Raw genomic sequence first — 22,386 nt, 5'->3', positions numbered from 1 at the left:
TTCTATAGATTTTTTAAAGCTTGTTTTATAATATCTTCCAAAGAAAGTGTTTCTTTAGCAGAATCTGAAACTTTTTTTACTGCTGATTCTGCCATCGCTCTAGCTATTCCCAGGCCTGTTAAAGCAGTTACAGCATCTCTTTCCGTTGAGGGAAAAACGATATTAGAGTTAACACCGGTTTCTAGAGAGATTTTCGCCAGTTTATCCCTGAGTTCAACAATTATTCTTTCAGCAGTTTTTTTCCCTATTCCTTTAACGCTTTCCAATTGTTTTGTATTGCCCTGCACAATTCCTTTTATGATCTCATCCGGCTGTAAACCACTCAGCATCATTCTTGCCGTAGATGCGCCAACACCCGAAACGCTGATCAGTTGCAAAAAAAGATCTTTTTCTCCCTGTGTGGCAAAACCAAAAAGCGTTTGGCCATTCTCTGTAATATGCAGGTAAGTATGTAACTGTCCTTCTTCTTTATTGCTAATTGAGGAATAGGTATGCAGGCTTATCTGCAGTTCATATCCTACCCCATTTACATCCACGATTATCTGCGATGGCGTTTTACGTGCAAATTTTCCTCTTACAAATGCAATCATAAAAATTGTTCAAATAGGTTTACTATAAAATAACCCGGTTAAGATAAAATGATTTTTTTAGATAAAAGCCAATAGATTTTTACTACACTTTTAAAGTCAAATTTATTTAGATGCCAGTTTTAATTCTATTGGTTTTATTGCTGCACCGCACACTTCAACTGCGATGATTTTTTGAAGTCACTGCCTGCAAATCTAAACATCGCAATTATTGATCAAAAGATGAAAGGATTGCGACGCAAGAAAAGATGCCATGAAAACATACTGTTGGTATTAATGAAATCTATATTAAACTAAAAAGACTTGCAGGTTAACGCAAAAAATATTGCGGTGCTGGTATCTGTTACCAATATAAAAGCATCTCAGAAAGGGGAATACTGTACGGGTGCCTGAATAGCGCTTAATATACTAAATATTAAACGGTACAAAATGGAGAGATAAAAAATACACAGCCATTTTATCCTATTGTAAGCAGCTACGACTTTCAATACTATTTTTTATACAGACTGCAGTATTTCATAGCCTCGCCTGTTGCGTCGCAATCACTTCATCTTTCAGATCAATGATGAAGCCACTGTATGCTTTAACTAATTATTCCCCTTTTACTTCTTCAACATTTACATAATAATTCTTCTCAATAAAAGATGTATCAAAAAGAATTTTGTTTTCCTTCGTCAATTCAATTTTTTTCCATTCTTTAGTGGGGGAGAGGCGAAGTTTTTGTGGGTCTTTATTTAAAACCAATTGCAAATTAAAGCCGGTGATACAATTATCCCATTTATAAAAAAGGTACTTATTATCTTTGGCATAATAATAGTTCAAAACAGGTATTTGCGTATTGCGTAAATACTGATCAAAGACTTTACTGAAATTAATACCTGATTGATTACTGATATAATTTTCTACCTGGGCCGTGGTTACTGTTTGATGATAATATGTTTTATTTAATCCCCTAAGTATCTGTCTCCATTTTGCATCGTTATCAATTGCATGACGAATAGTTTGCAAAAGATTACCTCCTTTATAATACATATCGCCGCTGCCTTCTTTGTTTACGCCATAAGGCCCAATAATGTTTGTTTCATTACGAATACGTTTACGTGTTCCATAGTTATATTCATTTCCTGCCTCTTTGCCATAGTAATAATCTGTGAATAACGTCTCACTGTAGTTGGTAAAACCTTCGTGCACCCACATATCAGCAAGATCTTTAGAAGTAATATTATTGGCAAACCATTCATGACCACTTTCATGTACAATTATAAAATCCCATTTCAATCCCCAGCCTGTACCAGACAAATCGGTGCCAAGGTAACCGTTCTGGAATTTGTTGCCGTAGGCAACTGCACTCTGGTGTTCCATTCCAAGATGAGGTGCCTGTACCAGTTTATAACCATCTTCATAAAAAGGATAAGGCCCCATCCAATATTCAAAGGCACGCAGCATAGGCTTTACCTGTTCAAATTGTTTTTTTGCTTTGCTCAGTTCATAATCCAATACCCAATAGCTTAGATCCAGTTTTCCTTTTTCGCCCATGAAAGTATCTGTCCAGTTTACATATTTACCTATATATGGAATGATATTATAATTATTGATAGGATCAACAACTTCCCAGGTATATCTTGCTAATCCATCTTTTAAATATTTACTTTTCAATCTTCCATTACCTACTGCTACCAATGTATCCGGAACGATCATTGTTAAAGATGCGCCATTATCGGGTTCATCGCTTTGATGATCTTTACAGGGGTACCAGACACTGGCACCGAGACCCTGGCAGGCAACACTCATCCATGGCCGGCCGAGCGAATCTTTTTTCCATATCCAACCACCATCCCATGGCGGACGAACTGCTTCACGTGGTTTGCCATGGTAATAAACTGTAATGCTCGCTTCAGAATATTGTTTTTGTTTAGGCGCATTTACATGCCATGCATTACCCTCTTTTGTAAATTGTACTGACCTGTTGTTATTAAACAGGCAACTGTCAATAATCAGCGGTTCCTGTAAATCTACCTGCATAAAAGCAGGATGATTTTCTTTTACAGCTTTATAGTGAATGGTTGTTTTTCCTTCAATTGTTTTATTATTATAATCTGGTTTTACTTCTATATCATATCTTAATACATCCCACCAGGTCCTTTCAGGATTTAATGAACCTCGCAATGAATCTGCGTGTGTAAATGTTTCTTTTCTTACTCCTAATTGTGCAAAGGCTGCATTCAAGAATAGAATAAAATAAGGCAGTAATAAAAATATTTTCTTCATGCAATAAAAATAGGGTATTCAGTGACAATTTTTTTTAAGAAATATATAAATGGAAGCCGGTTCTGTTTAAGCTGAATAAGCTGCATTACTTTTATACTGTACAAGAGTGCGACGCAACGAGTGATGCCATATATAATACAGCCGGGCTCAAAATATTTTTAACTGATGCCGTCTTTTAAATTCTTTCTTTCTGCTTCCTGTTTTAAATGCGCAATACTTACGTTTAATTCATACCCTACAAGCAATACAAGCGAATTCATAAAAATAAGCGTCATGATCATGAGCAACGTGCCTATTGAACCATAAAATTTATTGTAGTTAGAAAAATTTTGTGCCCATAAAGAGAAGAGCCAGGTGGTTACAACCATCAGAAATGTTGCAAATATGGCGCCGGCGGAAAGCAGTTTCCATCTTTTTTGTACAGATGGGGCGAACTTATAAATGAAAGCGATGGAATATAAAAAAAGTGCCACTACAATTACCCAACGCAGGCTTTGTATGAGCGATTTTGTGCTCTCATTTTTTACACCAAGTGCATCCATTATATAATTAAATAAAACACCTTGCCCTGCAGAGATTAATGCCGTACCTATAAAAAGAAGCACCAGTATAATTGTAAGTTTTATAGCCCTTAACCTCTTTTTTAGAAAATTTGTTTTTGCCCTTACTACAAGTGATCTGTCGAAACCTCTTATAATACCCATCATAGCGTTGGAAGTATAAAACAACGCAAGTACAAAACCGATAGATAATAAACCGGTTTTCGGTTTATTAAAAAAATCGTCAAGGAAATCGGAGATGAGCTTTTTGGTGTCTTCATTTGGGCTTATATCCGCAATTACGCCTATCAGTTCATTATGTATGTTCTTTGCTACCGGAAAATATGGCACCAGTGTAAACAAAAATAAACAGGCAGCAGGTATAGCCATAATAATATTAAACGATATAGCAGCAGCTCTTGTATTAAGACCTTCCCGCCTAACCTGTGCAATAAAAAAACGATACACCTCATAGAGATGTAAGCCTTCGAAACCGGGTATAAAAATTTTTTTGCTTCTTTCCCTTACAGCATTAACAGGTTTTGATTGCCGTATGATGCGTTCTATTTTTCTCAATCCTGTTGCTTTTGTTTATTTTTTATTAGTGTGTCTAATGCCTGCTGGTATTCTTTTGCATAACGGTCGTGCTCTGCAAAGTTATTGCTGAAATGATGATAACCGCTGAAATCACTTTTTGCAACAAAGAAAAGATAATCTGTTTTGGGTGCATTTAATACTGCATCAATAGTAGTTTGCGATGGCGTACAAATAGGGCCCGGGGGCAAACCTTTATAACGGTAAGTATTGTATGGTGATTCAACAGCAAGGTGTTTAAAATAAATTCTTTTTAATGCAAAATCTCTTAAAGCATATTTTACAGTTGGATCCGCTCCCAGTGGCATTCCCTTATTCATGCGGTTAATATAAACACTGGCTATTGAACCCTTTTCATCATCCTTATTGGTTTCTTCTTCTACGATAGAGGCAATGGTATAAACCTGCCGGGGCGTTAAACCCTGCTCCTGCGCCAGTTGAAGGCGATTGCTGTTCCAATATTTTTCTTCTTGTTCTTTCAGTTTTGTCAACAAGTTGCGCGGTCGCGTATTCCAGTTAAAAAGATAAGTATCTGGTATTATCATTGTAAACACTGTATTGGTATCTACACCAAGTTGCAGCAAAGAATCATTACTGGTTAAAAATTGCATGGCGGCTGCTGAATCAAATGAAAAATTCTTGCCTAATAATTTTGCAAAATTTTCTTTGGTGCGTAATTTATTTATAACCAGTTTAACCGGTGACTGAACATTATTACGCAGCATGCGTACCATATTAAAAATGCTGGTACCTTTTTTTATTTCAAACCTGCCCGGTTTTAATTTATCCCACACACCTGTTTGCGAAGCAACCACTTTAAAAATAAAAGGGAAGTGCACAATATTACCTGTGTCAACTTGTGCTTCCACCTGTTGCTGAATATTTTCTCCGCTTCTAACAAAAAGATATTTGTTTTTTTCATCAAATGATGTAGACGGTCCAAACAGGAGCCAGGCGCCGGTTAGCAAAAGCAATATAATAAACGCCGCTATAAAAAAAAGTTTCTTTTTCATGTTCATTCAAAATAACAAATAATCATTTCCCAATATTTTGCAGCCGCAATATTATGTTTTTAGTTTTATGATAAAATCATGCTTTTGAACTAAAAAAGTGTTTTGAACTCCAGCCTGTCTTTTCATGGCAACATCCTTGCGTCGCACTCTTGTACAACATATATCCGGGCGGCAAAAAAACTGAGTATTCTTAGACAACTGCTTGTAGATCTGCAATTAAGATAAACTTATATATCAATCACCTTTACATATTTTTAAGAATAAACCCTATTTTTACCTATTATAGACAGTTATCTGTTTTCACATTCTCTATACCCTGTGATTATTCTGCATATTCTGTCTGAATTTATTTATTAATCGATAGAAGATTCATGCTCTAAATTTTAGCTGAAAATATTCGTTCACATGAAACAAAATAACAAAAGTAAACCTGCAATGTTATTCAGTTAAGAAGCAGAAATTAAGCTAATGGAATCCATCATTAACAGATTAATATTTAACCTGACTACTAAACCAAAAAGAATGAAAACAAAATTATTTTTTCTTCCGGTTATCATGTTTTTGTTATGCGTTGGGGTTATGGTTTTACAATCCTGCCGCAAAGCAAGCGAACTCTCACCTTTGGAAGATAAAACACTTACAGCAGCAGATGCATCACAAGCAGCATCTAATGGCAAACCAAATATCATCCTGATACTAGCAGATGATGTGGGTTATGGTATTCCTACCGTTGATGGAGGTGAAAGTTTTCAAACGCCAAACATTGATAAGCTGGCAAATGCAGGTATGCGGTTTACCAATTGTTATGGTTCACCACTTTGTTCTCCTTCAAGAACTATGTTCATGACGGGTAAATATAATTTCCGCAATTATTCAGAGTGGGGAGTGCTTGACTTGAATCAAAAAATGATGTCGAATGTATTACAGGGTGCAGGTTATGCAACTTATGTAGCTGCCAAGTGGGAGTTTGACGGGGGTGATGCTTCTATAAGAGCTCACGGTTTTGATGGTTATAGTGTATGGAATGCATTTGTTGGAGATAACGGCTCGCATTATAAAACTCCGCGTATTTATGAGAACGGTACTTATTTGCCCGATAATTTAGTAGCAAATCTTTATGGGGATGATATTTTCACTGATCGTGTAATTTCTTTCGTAAAACAAAATAAGAATAATAATTTCTTTGTTTACTTTCCGATAACGCTTTGTCATTACCCGTATTCACCAACACCTGATGATCCTGAATTTGCCACATGGGATAATAAAACGAGTACTCCGGATACAGCTTATTTCCCATCTATGGTAAAATATATGGATAAAAAGATCGGGCAGTTAATGGATTCTTTAAGGGCATGGAACCTTTTCAATAATACTATAGTAATGTTTGTAGGTGATAATGGAACACCTCATAATATTTGGTTTACACAGGATGGTGTTTACCAGGAAGGGGCAAAATCAACTACAACAATCCTTGGTACCCATGTACCATTAATTGTTTCCTGGCCTGCAGGTGGTGTTACAGGCGGACAGGTAAACAATAACCTGATAGATTTTACTGACTTTATGCCAACTGCAATAGAAGCTGCAGGCGCTACAGTGCCTGCTGATTACGGACAAACAGATGGCTTAAGTTTTTTAAACCAGCTAAAAGGATTCTCTACTCCAAAAAGAGATTGGATATTTTGTCATTATAAGCCAGGTACCAATCAACCTAATGGAGATAAAGTGAGAAGATGGATCAACAATACTACTTATAAACTTTATGATAGTACCGGTAAGTTTTATAACATAGTCCTTGATCCTAAAGAAAAAAATCCGATAAAAAAATCGGCTATGACGCCTCAGGAAAAAGCGATCCGACAACAGTTCCAGGCCACAATGGATACATTGCATTAAAATAATTTTTTGTAACAACGTTTGTAGATATCCCTGCAAAATTCAAAATTTTGCAGGGTTTTGTTTTTCCTGTTCAATTCATAGTCTGCAGATGAACGAAATGCGACGCAACGAAGATCAACAAGAATTACCGAAGCTGGTATCAAAATATTTATATCCGAAATTATTTTGCTTACACTACATTGATTTCATTATTAAATTGCAGTGCCGGAAAAGTAAGCGTTAAAAAATATATTATGGCAACCATTCTTGATCTTGTTGGCAATACACCGATAGTGGAGTTAAAGAACATTACTGTAAATAAAAATGTTACTATTTATGCCAAGCTTGAAGGGGATAACCCCGGTGGCAGTGTAAAAGACCGTGCAGCATACGGTATGATTAAAGGTGCACTTGATCGCGGGGAAATAAAACCTGGCATAAAATTAATTGAAGCAACAAGTGGCAATACGGGTATTGCGCTTGCTATGATAGCAAGTTTATTTGGTGTGCCAATAGAATTAGTAATGCCCGAAGATGCAACCAGAGAAAGGATTTTAACTATGCAGGCCTTTGGAGCAACAGTGGTGCTTACACCTCAGGCAAGATCTATGGAAGGCGCTATTGATTATGCGAATGAGCAGGTTGCAAAAGGCGGTTACCTTATGCTAAACCAGTTTGCAAATCCAGATAATTACCGGATGCATTACCGCACTACAGGCCCGGAAATATGGAAAGACACAGAAGGTAAAGTAACACATTTCGTTTCTGCCATGGGTACTACAGGCACCATCATGGGTGTGTCAAGATATTTGAAAGAACAAAATCCTGCTGTGCAGATAGTAGGCTGCCAGCCCACAGACGGATCGCATATACCCGGCATACGCAAATGGCCAATTGCATATTTGCCAAAAATTTTTGAAAGAGATCGTGTTGACCGCATTATAGAAGTAGATGAAAAAGATGCACGCAACATGGCCAAAAAATTGGCAACAAGAGAAGCAATCTTCAGTGGAATGAGCAGCGGCGGTGCGGCACATGCTGCTATAAAACTTTCCCGGGAATTAAAAGAAGGCATTATTGTTTTTATTGTCTGCGATCGTGGCGACAGGTATTTATCTTCCGACCTTTTTGATTAGTATTTTTCTTTGCCTGGCTTAAGTACTACTATTAAGCTTTTATTGTGTCACTCACTTGTACGTTCATTTCATTTCTGAGCAAAATATAGTATAACAATTTTAATAAGGCTATCTTATTGTTTCTAAAAACAACAGGACATTATTAAGCTGGTATAATGGCGCTAACAAAATTATTCAACGATTTCTTCAATAGTGAAAAAGCTGGTGGGCTTGTATTGGTTGCTTGTACAATATTATCGCTTGCGCTTGCTAATTCTGCCTGGCAGCATGATTATATAGGTTTGTGGCATACAGATATTCTTGGGCTTAGTTTGGAGCATTGGATAAATGATGGTCTTATGGCCATTTTCTTTTTATTGATAGGCCTGGAACTGGAAAGAGAATTGTACGTTGGCGAATTGTCAAATTTAAAAAATGCTTTGCTTCCTGTACTTGGTGCATTAGGCGGCATGATCATACCCGCCTGTATTTTTTTGTTCTTCAATTTTAGAACACCAACACAATCCGGTGCAGGCATTCCTATGGCAACTGATATTGCTTTTTCATTAGGCATTCTTGCATTGCTTGGAAGTAAAGTGCCTGCTTCTTTAAAGATATTCCTAACAGCTTTAGCCGTAATTGATGACCTTGGCGCGATAATAATTATTGCTGTTTTTTACACAGGAACTTTATCTGTTATAAATCTTCTTATTGCTTTATTTGTCTTCGGGATTTTGCTTCTGCTTAACCGGCTAAAAATTCATAACCTTATTCCATACATAATAGGAGGCATTGTAATGTGGTATTTCATGTTACAGTCAGGAGTGCATACAACTATCGCAGGAGTATTGTTAGCGTTTGCAGTACCTTTTGGCGATGGGAGTATACGCTCTCCTTCTTATAAACTGCAGCATGTATTACATAAACCTGTTGCTTTTATTATTATGCCATTATTTGCATTAGCTAATACGGGTATTATTATTCATGTTAACTGGTACGAAGGTTTTGCGGATAACAACAGCATTGGTATTTTATCAGGACTTGTTGCAGGCAAACCAACAGGTATAATATTATTTTGTTTTCTTGCTGTAATTACGGGTGTTTGCTCATTACCGCCCGATGTAAAATGGAAACATCTATTTGGGGCAGGATTATTGGCAGGTATAGGTTTTACCATGTCGATTTTTATTACACAGCTTGCTTACACAAATGAAACTACTATTAATAGTTCAAAGTTTATGGTATTAATTGCTTCGCTTATATCAGGAATACTTGGTTTTAGCTGGTTGAAATCAGTATTTAAAAGAGATTAAACAAAAAGAAGCATTTATAAAACAGATGAGTTATATTAAATTTCTTTTGAAAATGCTAACATGAAAACGCATATCAACTTCTTCTTATTTTTATTTGCTGTTAGTCTACCCTTATGCACTGCAAAAAAAGAAAATAACATGCAGGAACAAATTATTACTGAATTAAAAAAAATAGATTCTCTGATACGGGACGTTAATTATAACGTATCCATGGCAAGCGTATTGGAAAAGGCTTACTATATCTCACAAGGTGAAGCTGCTCCTGTATTTCCTGTTTTGAGCGAAGATAACAGCACCTTATTAACAAGTGTAAAAGAAGAAAAAATAGCAACCAATTTATCGGGATTTTATGCATTGGAATGTGGCGTTACTTTTTTATGCAACCAATCTGGTCAAACACCGGTAGCATGGTTTGAAAAAATTGTCGCTAACACTTTGGATTCAAATACAGCATTATTGCTTGATCGCTTTGCAAATGCCACATGGAAAGCAGCACAACCATTCAGAGATCTTAAAAGAATTACAAGACCTACTTTTACTGTAGCCAATTTTTTGCCTCAGGATGAAATTATAAAAGACCAGGTTCAGATTAAGAATGCAGCTTCAAAATTATTGGCATCTATGCAGGATGTAACACATAGCAGCACAGAGGTTCAAATGAAAAAGATCCGCGGTCTTATGCAAAGCAAAAATTTTGCTTTGGAGATGGCCGAAGCAATGCATAAGGGTTATTACACAAGCCAGCAGCAAACCCCGCCTGTTTTTTTATTACCCCGGGATGATACTGCAGTAACAAAAAAATCAGCTGCAGAACAAAAAGTAGCTACAAATGTGGCAGGATTCTATGCATTGGAGTGTGGCCTTAGTTATTTTGCTACAACTAAAAATGTTTTGCCATCTTACATGTTACGATCAATAATAAATGATTCAATAAGTAAAGATGATAAGATGTTGTTGCTGCGTTTTGCCAATGCCACATGGAAAGCCGGCCAGCCATTTCGTGGATTGAACCGAATTGAGAAAGAGAATTTTGTGCCTTTTTATTTTCTTGATGAAACCGAAATAGAAAAAGATATGGTGCAAATAAAAGCGGCAGCACAAAAATTATTGAACGATCTGAGGTGAAACTAAACTTTCTAATTGATATGCTAAATATTCTATCTGCTCTTTACTGATGGGTATTGATTAAACAGTACAAGTGAGTGACACAACGATGCTGCTATGAAAAACTACAGCCTGCACCCATAAACAAATTTCTAACTGCCTGAATCTTCTTTTGCTACCCATTAACAAACTTTTCATATAAGAATTTGTCAAAGCTTTTGTGAAATAACACTTGTTAGTTGAATTGGTACAAGTATTGAATTTATATGCTTATTCAACAACAACTAAAATTTATAAAATGAAAGCAAAATTCAACAACTCTCTTTTCACTGTTTTATCTATGACGGTATTAATGAGTTGCAGCACTTCACGAAGCGCTACAGCTCAATACCCGGATGATAACGACAGGTATGACAATTATCAGGATGATGATTCTTATAATGATGATGACAATGATTATTATGATGAACCTTCTGAATCAGATGTAAACATAAATGTTTTTGTAAATGAATTAAGTCCTTACGGGCACTGGATAAATTCTCCATCTTACGGCCAGGTCTGGATTCCTTATGAAACTGGCTTTACTCCTTACTACACAAGGGGCCATTGGGTATACAGTAACTATGGATGGACATGGGCTTCTGACTACAGATGGGGTTGGGCGCCTTTTCACTACGGTCGCTGGGCAAACGATCCTTTCTATGGCTGGATGTGGGTGCCGGGTTATCAATGGGGCCCTGCATGGGTAGGCTGGAGAACAGGTGGTGATTATTATGGTTGGGCGCCACTTGCACCCGGCATTAACATCAGCATAGGCTTTGGTTTTGGTAATTATATGCCTGCTAATAACTGGTGTTTCGTACCAAGGCGATATATAGGCTATAATAACTTTAACCGTTATGCAGTCAACAGAAGCCGCAATGTTACCATCATTAGAAATACTACTATTATCAACAATACGAATATCTATCGCAATACAAGGTATGTAACAGGGCCAAGCAGGATGGAAGTGGAAAGATATACAGGCAGAAGGGTTAATGAATTAAGAGTAAGCAATAGTGCAAGACCAGGTGCAACAAGAATTACCAATAATAACACCGTTAATATTTACAGGCCGCAGGTAAACAGGAATCCTGCAATAAGAAATGATAACCGTAACAGCAGGATAGATGCTAATGGTAACGGTTTACCATCTCATAATAACAATACGCCAAATCAAAATCCAAGAGTTATAAGAACTCCGGAAAGACGTACTGATAATAACAATAATAACGACAACAGAAAGCCTGATCCAAGAGATCGTGTAAATGATAACAGGAACAATAATCATGTTGATATAAACAGAGACATGACTAATGACATCAACAGGAACAGAGATAACAATAGCAACAGGAATAATAATCAAAGAAGAGACAACGATATCACTACCAGGCCTCCACAACAAAATGATAACCGTTACCCAGATAACAGGAATTACAACAACAGAAACAACGATCAGCAGAACAGGCAGAATAATCAAAGGCCACCATCAGATTTTAACAGGAATCAACAGCCTCAAAACCGGAGTCTTGATCAGAACAGGAACAATGGCCAACGTCCCGATTATAATAATAACAGGAGTAACGGACATTCATGGCAGCCTTCACAGCAGCAGCCACAAAGAAATGCGCCTGCAAGACCTGCTCCTCCACAACAACGGGACAGTAGAAGAAGGCCTGCTTAATTAACAGCTAAGGAAACATAAATAAAGAAGCCGGTTCATAAGAACCGGCTTTCGTATTTAGTAAATAAAACAATTAAACACCAAATGAAAAACCGCAAGCAGGTAGTGGAAGCATTAAGATTATTGAATGTAAAGCCCCGGTTGTTCAATCCATCTTCCCGGTTTATCTGCATGCCGTATAAATAAATTTCATATGCTTTATTAATAACACACGGCACGCCTTCATAATCAAATTCTTTATCACCATCCTGTTTTTCATCAAAACCCAATACATAACTCATACCGCTGCAGCCGCCACCTTTTACACCAACGCGTAATTTTTTTTCGGGTTCCATGCCGTGCTCACTCAACAGTCCTTTTAGTTCAATGATCGCACCTTCCGTAAAGAAACAGGTGCCTGCAAAACTGTATCCATAACTTTAAATTGTATATGCAAATATAAACAGGAACAATAAAATCAGCTTTTATGCTGTTTCGGATTACGAAAATATACCTTCTGCGCACGTTGTTCAGAAACTTATTTTTGCAAAAAATTATATATGCTCGATACAAACCTGCTTATTCTGCTTATTGCTGCCATGGTGATTATTGGCGGTGTTTCTGCTTACATTACTTATTTAAAAATTTCTAAACAAAAATCTTCAGGCGATGATAAAGCAACAGCAGGCATGCAACTGCAGGCCTATGAAAGACTAATATTGCTTACAGACCGTATTGCATTGTCAAATCTTATCAGCCGTTTGAATTTGCCCGGCGCAAGTGCAAGAGAGATGCAGCAGATACTGATCAATAATATAAAGGAAGAGTTCAATTATAATATTTCGCAACAGGTTTATGTAAGCGCTGATGCGTGGACGGCCGTTAAAACACTCAAAGATCAGAATATGCTTATCATTAACCAGTTTGCCAATGCATTGCCACCGGAAGCTACAGCTCTCGATCTTAATAAATTGTTACTCGAATATGCCATGAACGATAAGAAAGGTGCAGTACATGAAATGGTAAGTGAAGTATTAAGTTACGAAGCAAAGAAAGTGATGGCATAATTTTTTGGAGCCATGCTACATTGCTTCTATTAAACTTTCGTTGCGTCGCACCCTTCAACGCTTTATTCTATAATGAACAATTATAATGTAGTTTCCCGAATTTATCAGAACTTGTCTTATGACAAAGCAATACTTCCGCAATTAAAATTTTTTGCAAGTTTGGTTATCAAATATCAACACGTAAACTTTGAAACTTGTAAATCTGTAAACTTTTCAATGCCTGCTCTATGAATGAAAAGAAAAAATTTACTGACAGTGATATAGAGATCAAACAACTGTACACCGCTGCAGACATTATTAATAAAACCGAAGAAACACCCGGGCAATTTCCTTTTACAAGAGGCATACAACCTGATATGTATCGCGGCAAGTTATGGACAATGCGCCAGTATGCCGGTTTCTCCACTGCCGAAGAAAGTAATAAACGTTATCATTATTTATTATCGCAGGGTGTAATGGGTTTAAGTGTTGCATTCGATTTGCCTACTCAAATTGGTTATGACAGTGATCATGATCTTGCAGAAGGTGAGGTTGGTAAAGTTGGTGTTGCTATTGATAGTCTGGAAGATATGGAATTACTTTTCAAAGACATCAAGCTGGAAGAAGTAAGTACATCTATGACCATTAATGCCACAGGTTTCATATTACTTGCGTTGTATGTGGCGCTTGCCAAAAAACAAGGTGCCGATCTTCATAAAATAACCGGCACAATTCAAAACGATATTCTAAAAGAATATGCGGCACGGGGCACTTACATCTATCCGCCGAAACCGTCCATGCGCATCATAACTGATATTTTTGAGTGGTGTGGCAACGAATTACCTAAGTGGAATACCATTTCAATTTCTGGTTACCACATACGCGAAGCAGGGAGCACCGCTGTGCAGGAAATTGCTTTTACACTCAGCAATGGAAAAGCTTATGTAAAAGCAGCTTTGGAAAAAGGAATGGATATTAATGTTTTTGGTAAAAGGCTTTCTTTCTTCTTTAATGCTCACAATAATTTATTTGAAGAAGTAGCCAAGTTTCGTGCAGCAAGAAGAATGTGGGCGCAAATGATGAAGGAACTTGGAGCCACAGATTCCAAAGCAATGATGTTACGCTTTCACACGCAGACAGGCGGCAGCACATTAACTGCACAACAACCATTGAATAATATCAGCCGTGTAACTATTCAAACATTGTCTGCTGTTTTGGGTGGCACACAAAGTCTGCATACCAATGGTTATGATGAAGCGTTAAGTTTACCAACAGAAGAAGCAGCACGTATTGCATTGCGCACACAACAGGTTGTAGCATTTGAAAGTGGCGTTGTTGACACCGTTGATCCACTGGCAGGAAGTTATTTTATAGAATCACTTACAGATGAAGTGGAAGCAAAAGCCTGGGAGCTGATTCATAAAATTGATATACTGGGCGGCAGTGTAAACGCCATTGAAGAAGGTTTTATACAGGATGAAATTGCACGTAGCGCTTATATTTACCAGCAACAGATTGAAAGCAATGAAAAGATAATTGTTGGTGTAAACAAATTCGTGGTTGATGAGAAGAATAATGTACCTGGCTTTAGAATTGATGATAGCATAAGAATTATGCAAGCCGAGAAATTGAAACAATTAAGAAATAAAAGAAATAGCGAAAAAGTAAAAATATCCTTACAGCATTTAGATACTGCTGCAAAAGATGGCAGCAACATTATGCCTTTTGTAATTGAAGCTGTAGAAAATTATTGCACACTTGGTGAAATAGCAGACTGTTTAAGAAATGTGTTTGGAGAGTATAAATGATGGTGGTATTTGCTCATTTATATTCTTCAGTACAAGAGTGCGACGCAACGAAAGCTTAATAGCATTGAAACAGCCGGGTTCATAAAAAAAGCGAAGAAAAACATCTTCGCTTTTTTGTTGGCCTACCTGGACTCGAACCAAGAATAACAGAACCAAAATCTGCTGTGTTACCATTACACCATAGGCCAATCCTTAATTGGGCTGCAAAAATAGCTTCCTGAGCAAAATGTTCCAAAACTTTTTACACTTTACTGCAGAATTGTTTTCGCTTTGGCTTACTGCAATGGTGCTGAATGCTTTACTTTGCGTTTCTGTGAATAGGATATTAATATTTGATTGATGTATTCTCCATTTAAGTTAGGTGTAAAATATCTGCGTTACTGGCTTACTGCTTCAAATGGTAAAGGTCATGGTGTGCATGCTCCATTTGTTTTTGAATTTATTACTGGTGTTTTGAATGACGATGGTTTTTATTATTGTTACCAACAAATAGAGTCAGTAAGAACACAATTGAAGAACGACAACACAGTATTAGAACTGGAAGATTTTGGGGCGGGCTCCCGGGTGCATAGTTCTTACAAAAGAAAAGTTTCAGAAATAGCGAATAGCTCTTTAAAGCCAAAAAAGTTTGCACAGTTGCTTTTCAGAATAGTCAATTTTTATCAACCAAAAAATGTGCTGGAATTAGGAACTTCACTGGGTATTACTACTGCTTATTTAGCCTCGGCAAATAACACAATACCCGTTATTACAATGGAAGGAGCCAAAGCTGTAGCTACAGTTGCAGCAAATAATTTTAACGCACTTGGACTTAAAAATATAAAAATTGTTGAAGGGAATTTTGATGTTACACTCAAAGATGTTTTGTACAAGCAACTAACTAAAGTTGATTTTGCATTTATTGATGGTAACCATCGTAAAGAACCTACGATTGAATATTTTCAGCAAATGTTACCACATCTGCATGAATATTCAATACTCGTTTTTGATGATGTGCACTGGAGCAGGGAAATGGAGGAAGCATGGCAATATATAAAAGCACATGAAACAGTTACATTGTCAATTGATCTTTTTTTTATCGGAATAGTTTTCTTTCGAAAAGAACAAAAAGTAAAGCAACACTTTACCATACGATTCTAACGTTATTTACATTGTGCAAAATAAAATGCGGCAGTAACAACCTCCAATACAAAAAATAACTATTTTAAGGCATGATTGCAGGAATACTAAAAGAACCAACGGGAGAGCATCGGGTGGCTTTTATGCCGGAACAGGCAGAAGTGCTGGTAAAAAAAGGCATCACTGTTTATATAGAATCATCTATTGGCAATTCAGCTTATGCAGATGATGACAGTTATACCTCAAAAGGCGCAGAGATAAAATCACGTTACGAAATATTATCTAATGCAAGTATTTTATTTACTATACAACCTTTAAGCGCTATTGATATTGAATTACTTAAAGAAAATGTAGTATTGATCGGAATATATCAACCCTTCTCTAATATTCAATTGATAAAAGAACTCGCAGAAAAAAAAGTTACCCTCTTCAGCATGGATATGCTGCCACGCACTACACGTGCCCAAAGTATGGATGTGCTCAGCAGTCAGGCAAATATTGCAGGTTATAAGGCAGTGATCCTCGCTGCTTCTTTCTATCCAAAATATTTTCCCATGTTTATGACTGCGGCCGGTACAATTGCTCCTGCAAAAGTTTTGATACTTGGTGCCGGTGTTGCCGGATTACAGGCAATTGCAACTGCAAGGCGTTTGGGTGCGGTGGTTGAAGTGTTTGATACCAGACCCGCTGTTAAAGAAGAAGTAATGAGTCTCGGTGGCAAGTTTATAGAAGTTGAAGGTGCTGCAGATCCTTCTGCCGCCGGTGGCTATGCTGTTGAACAAACAGAGGAGTATAAACAGAAGCAGCATCAAAGAATTGCGGATGCTGCCGCGAAAGCAGACATTATTATTACAACTGCGCAAATTCCCGGAAAGTCTGCACCGGTGCTTATTACAGAGGCTATGCTTAACGCCATGAAACCAGGTTCTGTCATCATCGATCTTGCGGCAGCAACGGGTGGCAACACTGCAAAAACTATTAATGCGCAGAAAATAAAATACAATGACGTAACAATTGTTGGTGACAGTAATCTCCCTGCTACCATGCCTGCAGATGCAAGTAAGTTGTATGGGAAAAACATTCTCAACTTCTTACAATTGATCATTAATAAAGACGGGCAACTGAATTTGAATTTTGAAGATGATCTTGTAAAAGGTTCATGCATTACACATAACGGCGAAATAGTAAATGAAAGAGTGAAAGCGCTGATCTAATGTGCAGATCTGAAAATGTGCAGATGTGCGGATGATGTGGTAACAAACTTTGGCTCTTTGGTCATCGCCTGTTGTGTCACTCACTTGTACGTTTAGTTCTTTATTAAGCAGAAAAAATATTCATAAACGAAATTCAAAGTCCTCCCTTCAGGGAGGATTTAGGAGGGTTTAATTATGCTTTTATGGATTCATCAACACCAGGAATACATCTACATCGTCATCCTGATGATCTTTTTGGGAATTGAAATAATAGGCCGTGTACCAAGTGTATTGCATACACCCTTAATGAGTGGAGCAAATGCAATTCATGGTGTTGTGATCATTGGTGCTATAATTGTTATGGGCAAAGCCGAAAGTGATAATTATTTAGCATTGATACTTGGATTTCTTGCAGTGATTTTAGGAACAATAAATGTTGTCGGTGGTTTTGTTGTAACAGACAGAATGCTGGAAATGTTTAAGAAGAAGAAATAAGTCTGAACCAGGATTTTGAAGGATTAAAAAGATTTCGAGGCTTCGATAAATACTTTGCGCCTTTGCTGCTTTGCGGTCTTTGCGTGAAACAAAATAAAATGCATGGCGATCAATATTCTTACATTAATTTATTTACTAGCTAGCGTCACTTTTATTATTGGTTTGAAGATGCTATCGAATCCTGCGCATGCACGAAGAGGAAATCTTATTGCAGCAGCAGGAATGACCATTGCTATTCTCGGAACAATATTTTTATATAAGGATGATGAAGGGAACAGTCTTCATAATTATGGATGGATATTCGGCGGAATTCTTGTTGGTGCAATTATAGGAACACTTGCAGCGAAGAAAGTAAAGATGACTGCCATGCCGGAGATGGTAAGTCTATTTAATGGCATGGGCGGTGCTTGTGCGGCGTTGATTTCGATAGTTGAATTTAATCATGTAAATAATTCAATAAATTATTTCAACGGATCATTGGGTAATGGATTTGTTTTACCTAATTTTTCATATAGTTTTTTATTGATTATTTGTTTAGGATTAATTATTGGTTCTGTTTCTTTTGCGGGAAGTATCATTGCGTGGGGAAAGCTAAATGGAAAAATAAAGGATTTCTCATTTAAAGGACAACACATTTTTAATTTGCTGATCCTTGTAATTATTCTAATCATTACATCACTGCTTTTTATCTCATTTCCAGACAACATTGTTATATTATTTTATTCTGTACTCGTTCTTGCGCTTCTCTACGGTGTTCTCTTCGTTCTTCCCATCGGGGGTGCAGATATGCCCGTTGTAATTTCTTTATTGAATTCATTTACCGGTGTAGCTGCAGCATGTGGTGGGTTCTTGTATGATAATAAAGTAATGCTTACCGGTGGTATTCTTGTTGGTGCTGCAGGTACGTTGCTTACGATTCTTATGTGCAAAGCAATGAACCGTTCTTTGAAAAATGTATTGATCGGAAGCTTTGGAGGCACGGCAGTTGCTGCACAAGGAGCTTCAAAAACCGGTGGTGCTTACAAAGAAATTACCGTAAGCGATGCAGCCATGACAATGAGCTATTCAAGAAAAGTGATCATTGTTCCGGGTTATGGTTTGGCAGTAGCACAGGCGCAGCATGTTTGTCATGAATTGGAAAAAATGCTGGAAGAAAAAGGAGTGGAAGTAAAATATGCTATTCATCCTGTTGCAGGGAGAATGCCGGGGCATATGAATGTATTACTGGCAGAAGCAGATGTCTCTTATGAAAAATTAGAAGAGATGGAACAAGCCAATGATGAATTTAAAACTACTGATGTCGTATTGATACTAGGTGCAAATGATGTGGTGAATCCTGCTGCAAAAACAGATCCTGCTTCTCCTATATTTGGCATGCCTATTCTGGAAGTTGAAGATGCAAAATTGGTGATTGTAAATAAAAGAAGTATGAAACCTGGTTATGCCGGTATAGAAAATGAATTATTTTTCAAGCCAAAAACATCTATGCTTTTTGGTGATGCAAAATCTGTGTTGCAACAATTGGTTGGTGAATTGAAAAATTTATAAAGCATCCCAACTCCCCGGTGGGGACTTTTAAGCGGTGAAACATTATTTGTGTAAACAACTTCATTATTGAATTGAAAAGAACAAATATAATTTGGGCTGCTTTCTGTTTTTATTTTCTTCTTAACGGTTTTCATGGCTGCATTTTGTTCAGGAGTACAAGAGTGCGACGCAAGAGACGATGCCATAATAATCGTGTGTGGGGTACAAAAAATATGCTACTTATTCAGTCGAGATCATTTTTACATAAGCGCTGTTTTCTTTAAACATTCGAATGCCGGAAGAAAAATTCATGTAAGGCATATTTTGTTTGTGATGATTTATGCGGCTTATTTTCCATAAGATGCGCCAGTGACGGATGATCTCTTTCCACGCAAAAAAGATTGAATGTTTTGGATCGTATATATGTGTGGGCTCGCTGCCTGCGCCGTTGAGTTCAACGATGCCGAAGTTTTTTCCCTGCTTAAGTTCTTCCCATGTATTGTAGCGAACATCCATGCGCCCAAAATAAAAACCATCAACGTTCTTGCAAACTTCATCAATCATTGATGTTAACTGTTCATCTGCAAGATGAGAGAGGTCGATGAATTTTGCACCACGTGCATGATTGCCATAAGGGACCAACAAAAAATCTTCATTTCTTTTTAAAACTTTTTGCAACGTATCGCCATAAGCCTTTTGCAATGCAGGCAATTGAAGAATAAATCTTTTATCTTTTGAGAGCAATGTTTCCATGTTTGAAATGCCATCTCCTGTAACTGTTAGAAATTCTTTGCCTACAATGCCTGAAATATGTCCGTGCGTTTCATTGGGATAACGATAATAAAAAATACCTACTTCCTGTTCGAAAGGAATAAACTCCTGTAGTAGAAAATCAACCTTGCTGTTTTGTGCGTAATCAATGATATCGTCAATTGTTTCCAGTTTTTTTACACTTAAACCACGCATGCCAATATCAGGTTTTCCAATAAGCGGAAACTTAAGTGCAGCTTCATTTACAAGGGACAGTATTTTTGCTTTATTAGTATTTGCATTGATAAATATTGTCTTTGGATAATACTCTTGCGGAATGATATCATAAATATCTTTTTTACTTTCCATTAAAAACCCGCCATTCTTAATAGTAGGGTTGGAGGTATTAAAAAAGAAAAATGATCTTGCTTTTATACAGAGCCATAACCAATACAAATAAATAGGTGTATATACAGCATGGAATGACCAGTATTCCCAATGCAGCAATTTTATAAAAAAAGGTCGATGAAGTATTTTTTGGATGAACGTCATGTATTAAACTGCGAGGGAAGAAGAGAAGCGCAACTCCTGTTTATATAGTTTATCGTTATTAAGATCCAGGTAATGCATAATGGCTTTTTCATTGCTTATTTCCATACCCGTAGCGCTAACTGTAAGCATCTTGTTGTTCCTGTTCATGCGAAGATCGTTGTGATCATCACCATCACCTGCAAAAAGATGAAAATGTAGTATATCCTGCATAGAAGGAGCGGGGTTTGTATTAATCCATTCAATAAACCACTGTTCTCTTTTTTGTATAATGGCTTTGTCATATAGAGTAACTGATGACCAGATATGTGCCTTGGTGTTATTTAATTCTTTAGCATGCTTGATATCGCCATCCCATCGGCATTCATACAGATTATTATCATCCAGTAAAACTAGTGTAAAAGGTTCAATGTTCGAAAGGCTTATTTCATGAAACCTGGTTAAGGGGCTTGGTGCATTTATTACTTCAAGCAAAACAATACCACGACTCTTTTTATAAGAGGGAGCGGGAATATGTTTTTCGAAACCACCGTTCAGCAATACAACTGCATTTCCATTTTCATGCATGGCAATCCATGTGCCGCCTGCATCTGCGTCTTTGGGGTAAATAATCGTTGCAATACCAAAAGTATATGCCTTTGGTGGCAAAGCTGGTTTACGCAATATCTTTTCATCCCTGTTTGAAGTGATGAAAAATTTATCTTTTACCGGTATAAAAGTTACTGTGCACATGCCTGACGATATTTTATTGTAGAAGATGCTACACCATACCCTTCGGGTAATTGTATTGCTGCTAATGTGGTGATGCCTACACGTATTAAAGCCATGTGGTGTACTGTATGTTCCAGATTATACACTACTTCACGTAAATAATTTGTTTCAATGGTAACCACATCTTCGGAAAGATCATCATAACCTGCTTCAAGCAGTAATGTTTTGTTTGGCTTACCAAGACCCGCTACAATGGAATGCATTAATTGAACAGCAACATCTTTATTTGTTTCGATGGTGTAATCTCTTTTTCTTTTTTCATAATTAACGAGGCCTTTTTCATACCCATTCTCAAGGCAGATAAAAAGTTCGATTATATGCCTTACGTGCTGACCAATGGTTGCATTGGAAAGTGTTTGCACAGGTGTTTTATATTGCTCATTTGTAAGCTGGTCAATTGAATCATTCAATTGAACAAAAACATTTGAGATAGCTTGCTCCAGTTGCATGGTATTAAAATTTACGTTTAAGTTTTATTTGTTGCATATACGGAAAAGGAAACATCCAGGTTGTCAGATAAAATAAGACTACCACTCCCTACCTGAAAATCTCTTCTGTTCAATTTAAATGTTCCTGTAAACAAGTAGCCGCTCTGCGAAGCCTTCGCCACAAAAGGAAAATTAATGGCTTGTGTAGTTCCTTTGATGGTAATGTTCCCACTTACTATAAATATCCCTGATTTGTTTGATGCACTAACTTTTGTTGAAATAAAAGTGATCACCGGAAATTTTTCAACATTAAAGTAATCTTCCTTTTTCAGGTGTCTGTCCCTTGCATCAATCCCTGTGTTTACAGTACTGGTATTTACACTTAAATTAAAAACCGAATTAGCAGGTGCTGCAGGATCAAATAGTATATTTCCTTTTAAACCGGTGAATGTGCCTGTTACCGTAATGCCAAAATTCTTTATAGAAAAGCTTATTACAGAGCCTGCATCAGTCGCTACAAGGCTTTGCGCAAAAATGTTTATTGCGAAAAAATAATTAACCGTTATCAGCAATAATCTTTTATACAT

General features: G+C 37.1%; 20 protein-coding genes and 1 tRNA gene. 11 read left to right on the top strand and 10 right to left on the bottom strand.

The window, feature by feature from the left end:
• Window positions 1-2: 2 nt before the first annotated feature.
• From ruvA to mltG, 4 genes are all read right to left on the bottom strand, one after another.
• The gene (gene ruvA, locus FRZ67_RS01565; protein ID WP_147187855.1) at window positions 3-590 is read right to left on the bottom strand and encodes a Holliday junction branch migration protein RuvA; all 588 of its coding nucleotides are present in this window, start codon (window positions 588-590) and stop codon (window positions 3-5) included.
• A gap of 588 nt (window positions 591-1,178) precedes the next feature.
• Window positions 1,179-2,855, bottom strand: a complete 1,677-nt coding sequence (locus FRZ67_RS01560) for a M1 family metallopeptidase (protein ID WP_147187854.1) — start codon at window positions 2,853-2,855, stop codon at window positions 1,179-1,181.
• Between the two features lie 158 nt (window positions 2,856-3,013).
• A complete protein-coding gene (locus tag FRZ67_RS01555; RefSeq protein WP_147187853.1) occupies window positions 3,014-3,970 on the bottom strand; it encodes a YihY/virulence factor BrkB family protein in 957 nt (318 codons plus the stop codon).
• Entirely contained in the window at window positions 3,967-5,001 is a 1,035-nt protein-coding gene (mltG, locus tag FRZ67_RS01550) for an endolytic transglycosylase MltG (protein ID WP_225975469.1), read from the bottom strand. Before mltG ends, FRZ67_RS01555 begins: the two co-directional genes overlap by 4 nt.
• A gap of 522 nt (window positions 5,002-5,523) precedes the next feature.
• Here mltG and FRZ67_RS01545 point away from each other — a divergent pair.
• The 5 genes from FRZ67_RS01545 to FRZ67_RS01525 all read left to right on the top strand — a co-directional run bounded on the left by FRZ67_RS01545 (window position 5,524) and on the right by FRZ67_RS01525 (window position 12,134).
• Window positions 5,524-6,897 carry a sulfatase-like hydrolase/transferase gene (locus FRZ67_RS01545; RefSeq protein WP_158638279.1) on the top strand — a complete coding sequence of 458 codons (1,374 nt, stop codon included), beginning with the start codon at window positions 5,524-5,526 and terminating at the stop codon, window positions 6,895-6,897.
• Between the two features lie 236 nt (window positions 6,898-7,133).
• Entirely contained in the window at window positions 7,134-8,015 is an 882-nt protein-coding gene (cysM, locus tag FRZ67_RS01540; protein WP_147187850.1) for a cysteine synthase CysM, read from the top strand.
• 155 nt (window positions 8,016-8,170) lie between these two features.
• The gene (gene nhaA / locus FRZ67_RS01535) at window positions 8,171-9,307 is read left to right on the top strand and encodes a Na+/H+ antiporter NhaA (RefSeq protein WP_147187849.1); all 1,137 of its coding nucleotides are present in this window, start codon (window positions 8,171-8,173) and stop codon (window positions 9,305-9,307) included.
• A gap of 138 nt (window positions 9,308-9,445) precedes the next feature.
• Window positions 9,446-10,432 (top strand): hypothetical protein, encoded by a 987-nt coding sequence (locus FRZ67_RS01530; RefSeq protein WP_147187848.1) that lies wholly within the window; start codon window positions 9,446-9,448, stop codon window positions 10,430-10,432.
• Between the two features lie 277 nt (window positions 10,433-10,709).
• Window positions 10,710-12,134 (top strand): DUF6600 domain-containing protein, encoded by a 1,425-nt coding sequence (locus tag FRZ67_RS01525; RefSeq protein ID WP_147187847.1) that lies wholly within the window; start codon window positions 10,710-10,712, stop codon window positions 12,132-12,134.
• 35 nt (window positions 12,135-12,169) lie between these two features.
• Here FRZ67_RS01525 and FRZ67_RS01520 read toward each other — a convergent pair whose 3' ends face one another.
• Window positions 12,170-12,469, bottom strand: coding sequence for a HesB/IscA family protein (locus FRZ67_RS01520; protein WP_262713658.1), 300 nt, complete (start codon window positions 12,467-12,469; stop codon window positions 12,170-12,172).
• A gap of 204 nt (window positions 12,470-12,673) precedes the next feature.
• Here FRZ67_RS01520 and FRZ67_RS01515 point away from each other — a divergent pair, with 204 nt between their 5' ends.
• A complete protein-coding gene (locus tag FRZ67_RS01515) occupies window positions 12,674-13,180 on the top strand; it encodes a DUF7935 family protein (RefSeq protein ID WP_147187846.1) in 507 nt (168 codons plus the stop codon).
• A gap of 227 nt (window positions 13,181-13,407) precedes the next feature.
• Complete coding sequence (locus tag FRZ67_RS01510) at window positions 13,408-14,967, top strand: acyl-CoA mutase large subunit family protein (RefSeq protein ID WP_147187845.1); 1,560 nt, start codon at window positions 13,408-13,410, stop codon at window positions 14,965-14,967.
• A 117-nt stretch (window positions 14,968-15,084) separates the two neighbouring features.
• Here FRZ67_RS01510 and FRZ67_RS01505 read toward each other — a convergent pair.
• Window positions 15,085-15,155, bottom strand: a tRNA-Gln gene (locus FRZ67_RS01505).
• A 151-nt stretch (window positions 15,156-15,306) separates the two neighbouring features.
• On the opposite strand from FRZ67_RS01505, the gene FRZ67_RS01500 reads away from it, so the two are divergent.
• The 4 genes from FRZ67_RS01500 to FRZ67_RS01485 all read left to right on the top strand — a co-directional run bounded on the left by FRZ67_RS01500 (window position 15,307) and on the right by FRZ67_RS01485 (window position 19,322).
• Window positions 15,307-16,107, top strand: coding sequence for an O-methyltransferase (locus FRZ67_RS01500; protein ID WP_147187844.1), 801 nt, complete (start codon window positions 15,307-15,309; stop codon window positions 16,105-16,107).
• 71 nt (window positions 16,108-16,178) lie between these two features.
• Entirely contained in the window at window positions 16,179-17,300 is a 1,122-nt protein-coding gene (locus FRZ67_RS01495; protein WP_147187843.1) for a Re/Si-specific NAD(P)(+) transhydrogenase subunit alpha, read from the top strand.
• A gap of 174 nt (window positions 17,301-17,474) precedes the next feature.
• On the top strand, window positions 17,475-17,774 hold the full coding sequence (locus FRZ67_RS01490; RefSeq protein WP_147187842.1) for an NAD(P) transhydrogenase subunit alpha part 2: 300 nt from the start codon (window positions 17,475-17,477) through the stop codon (window positions 17,772-17,774).
• A 102-nt stretch (window positions 17,775-17,876) separates the two neighbouring features.
• Window positions 17,877-19,322, top strand: coding sequence for an NAD(P)(+) transhydrogenase (Re/Si-specific) subunit beta (locus FRZ67_RS01485; protein ID WP_147187841.1), 1,446 nt, complete (start codon window positions 17,877-17,879; stop codon window positions 19,320-19,322).
• 219 nt (window positions 19,323-19,541) lie between these two features.
• Here the strand turns inward: FRZ67_RS01485 and FRZ67_RS01480 are convergent, their stop codons facing one another.
• From FRZ67_RS01480 to FRZ67_RS01465, 4 genes are read right to left on the bottom strand one after another with little or no spacing between them, the layout of a single operon-like run.
• On the bottom strand, window positions 19,542-20,603 hold the full coding sequence (locus FRZ67_RS01480; RefSeq protein ID WP_147187840.1) for an ATP-grasp domain-containing protein: 1,062 nt from the start codon (window positions 20,601-20,603) through the stop codon (window positions 19,542-19,544).
• Between the two features lie 3 nt (window positions 20,604-20,606).
• On the bottom strand, window positions 20,607-21,332 hold the full coding sequence (locus FRZ67_RS01475) for an NRDE family protein (protein ID WP_147187839.1): 726 nt from the start codon (window positions 21,330-21,332) through the stop codon (window positions 20,607-20,609).
• Window positions 21,320-21,820: a DinB family protein gene (locus FRZ67_RS01470; RefSeq protein ID WP_147187838.1), complete on the bottom strand. Its 501-nt coding sequence runs from the start codon at window positions 21,818-21,820 to the stop codon at window positions 21,320-21,322. The genes FRZ67_RS01475 and FRZ67_RS01470 overlap by 13 nt, the downstream gene beginning before the upstream one ends.
• 17 nt (window positions 21,821-21,837) lie before the next feature.
• Entirely contained in the window at window positions 21,838-22,386 is a 549-nt protein-coding gene (locus tag FRZ67_RS01465) for a YceI family protein (protein ID WP_147187837.1), read from the bottom strand.

Source organism: Panacibacter ginsenosidivorans, from assembly GCF_007971225.1.
Lineage (GTDB): Bacteria > Bacteroidota > Bacteroidia > Chitinophagales > Chitinophagaceae > Panacibacter > Panacibacter ginsenosidivorans.
The sequence above is the reverse complement of the archived record's forward strand: the minus strand, read 5'-3'. Positions and strand labels throughout refer to the sequence as shown.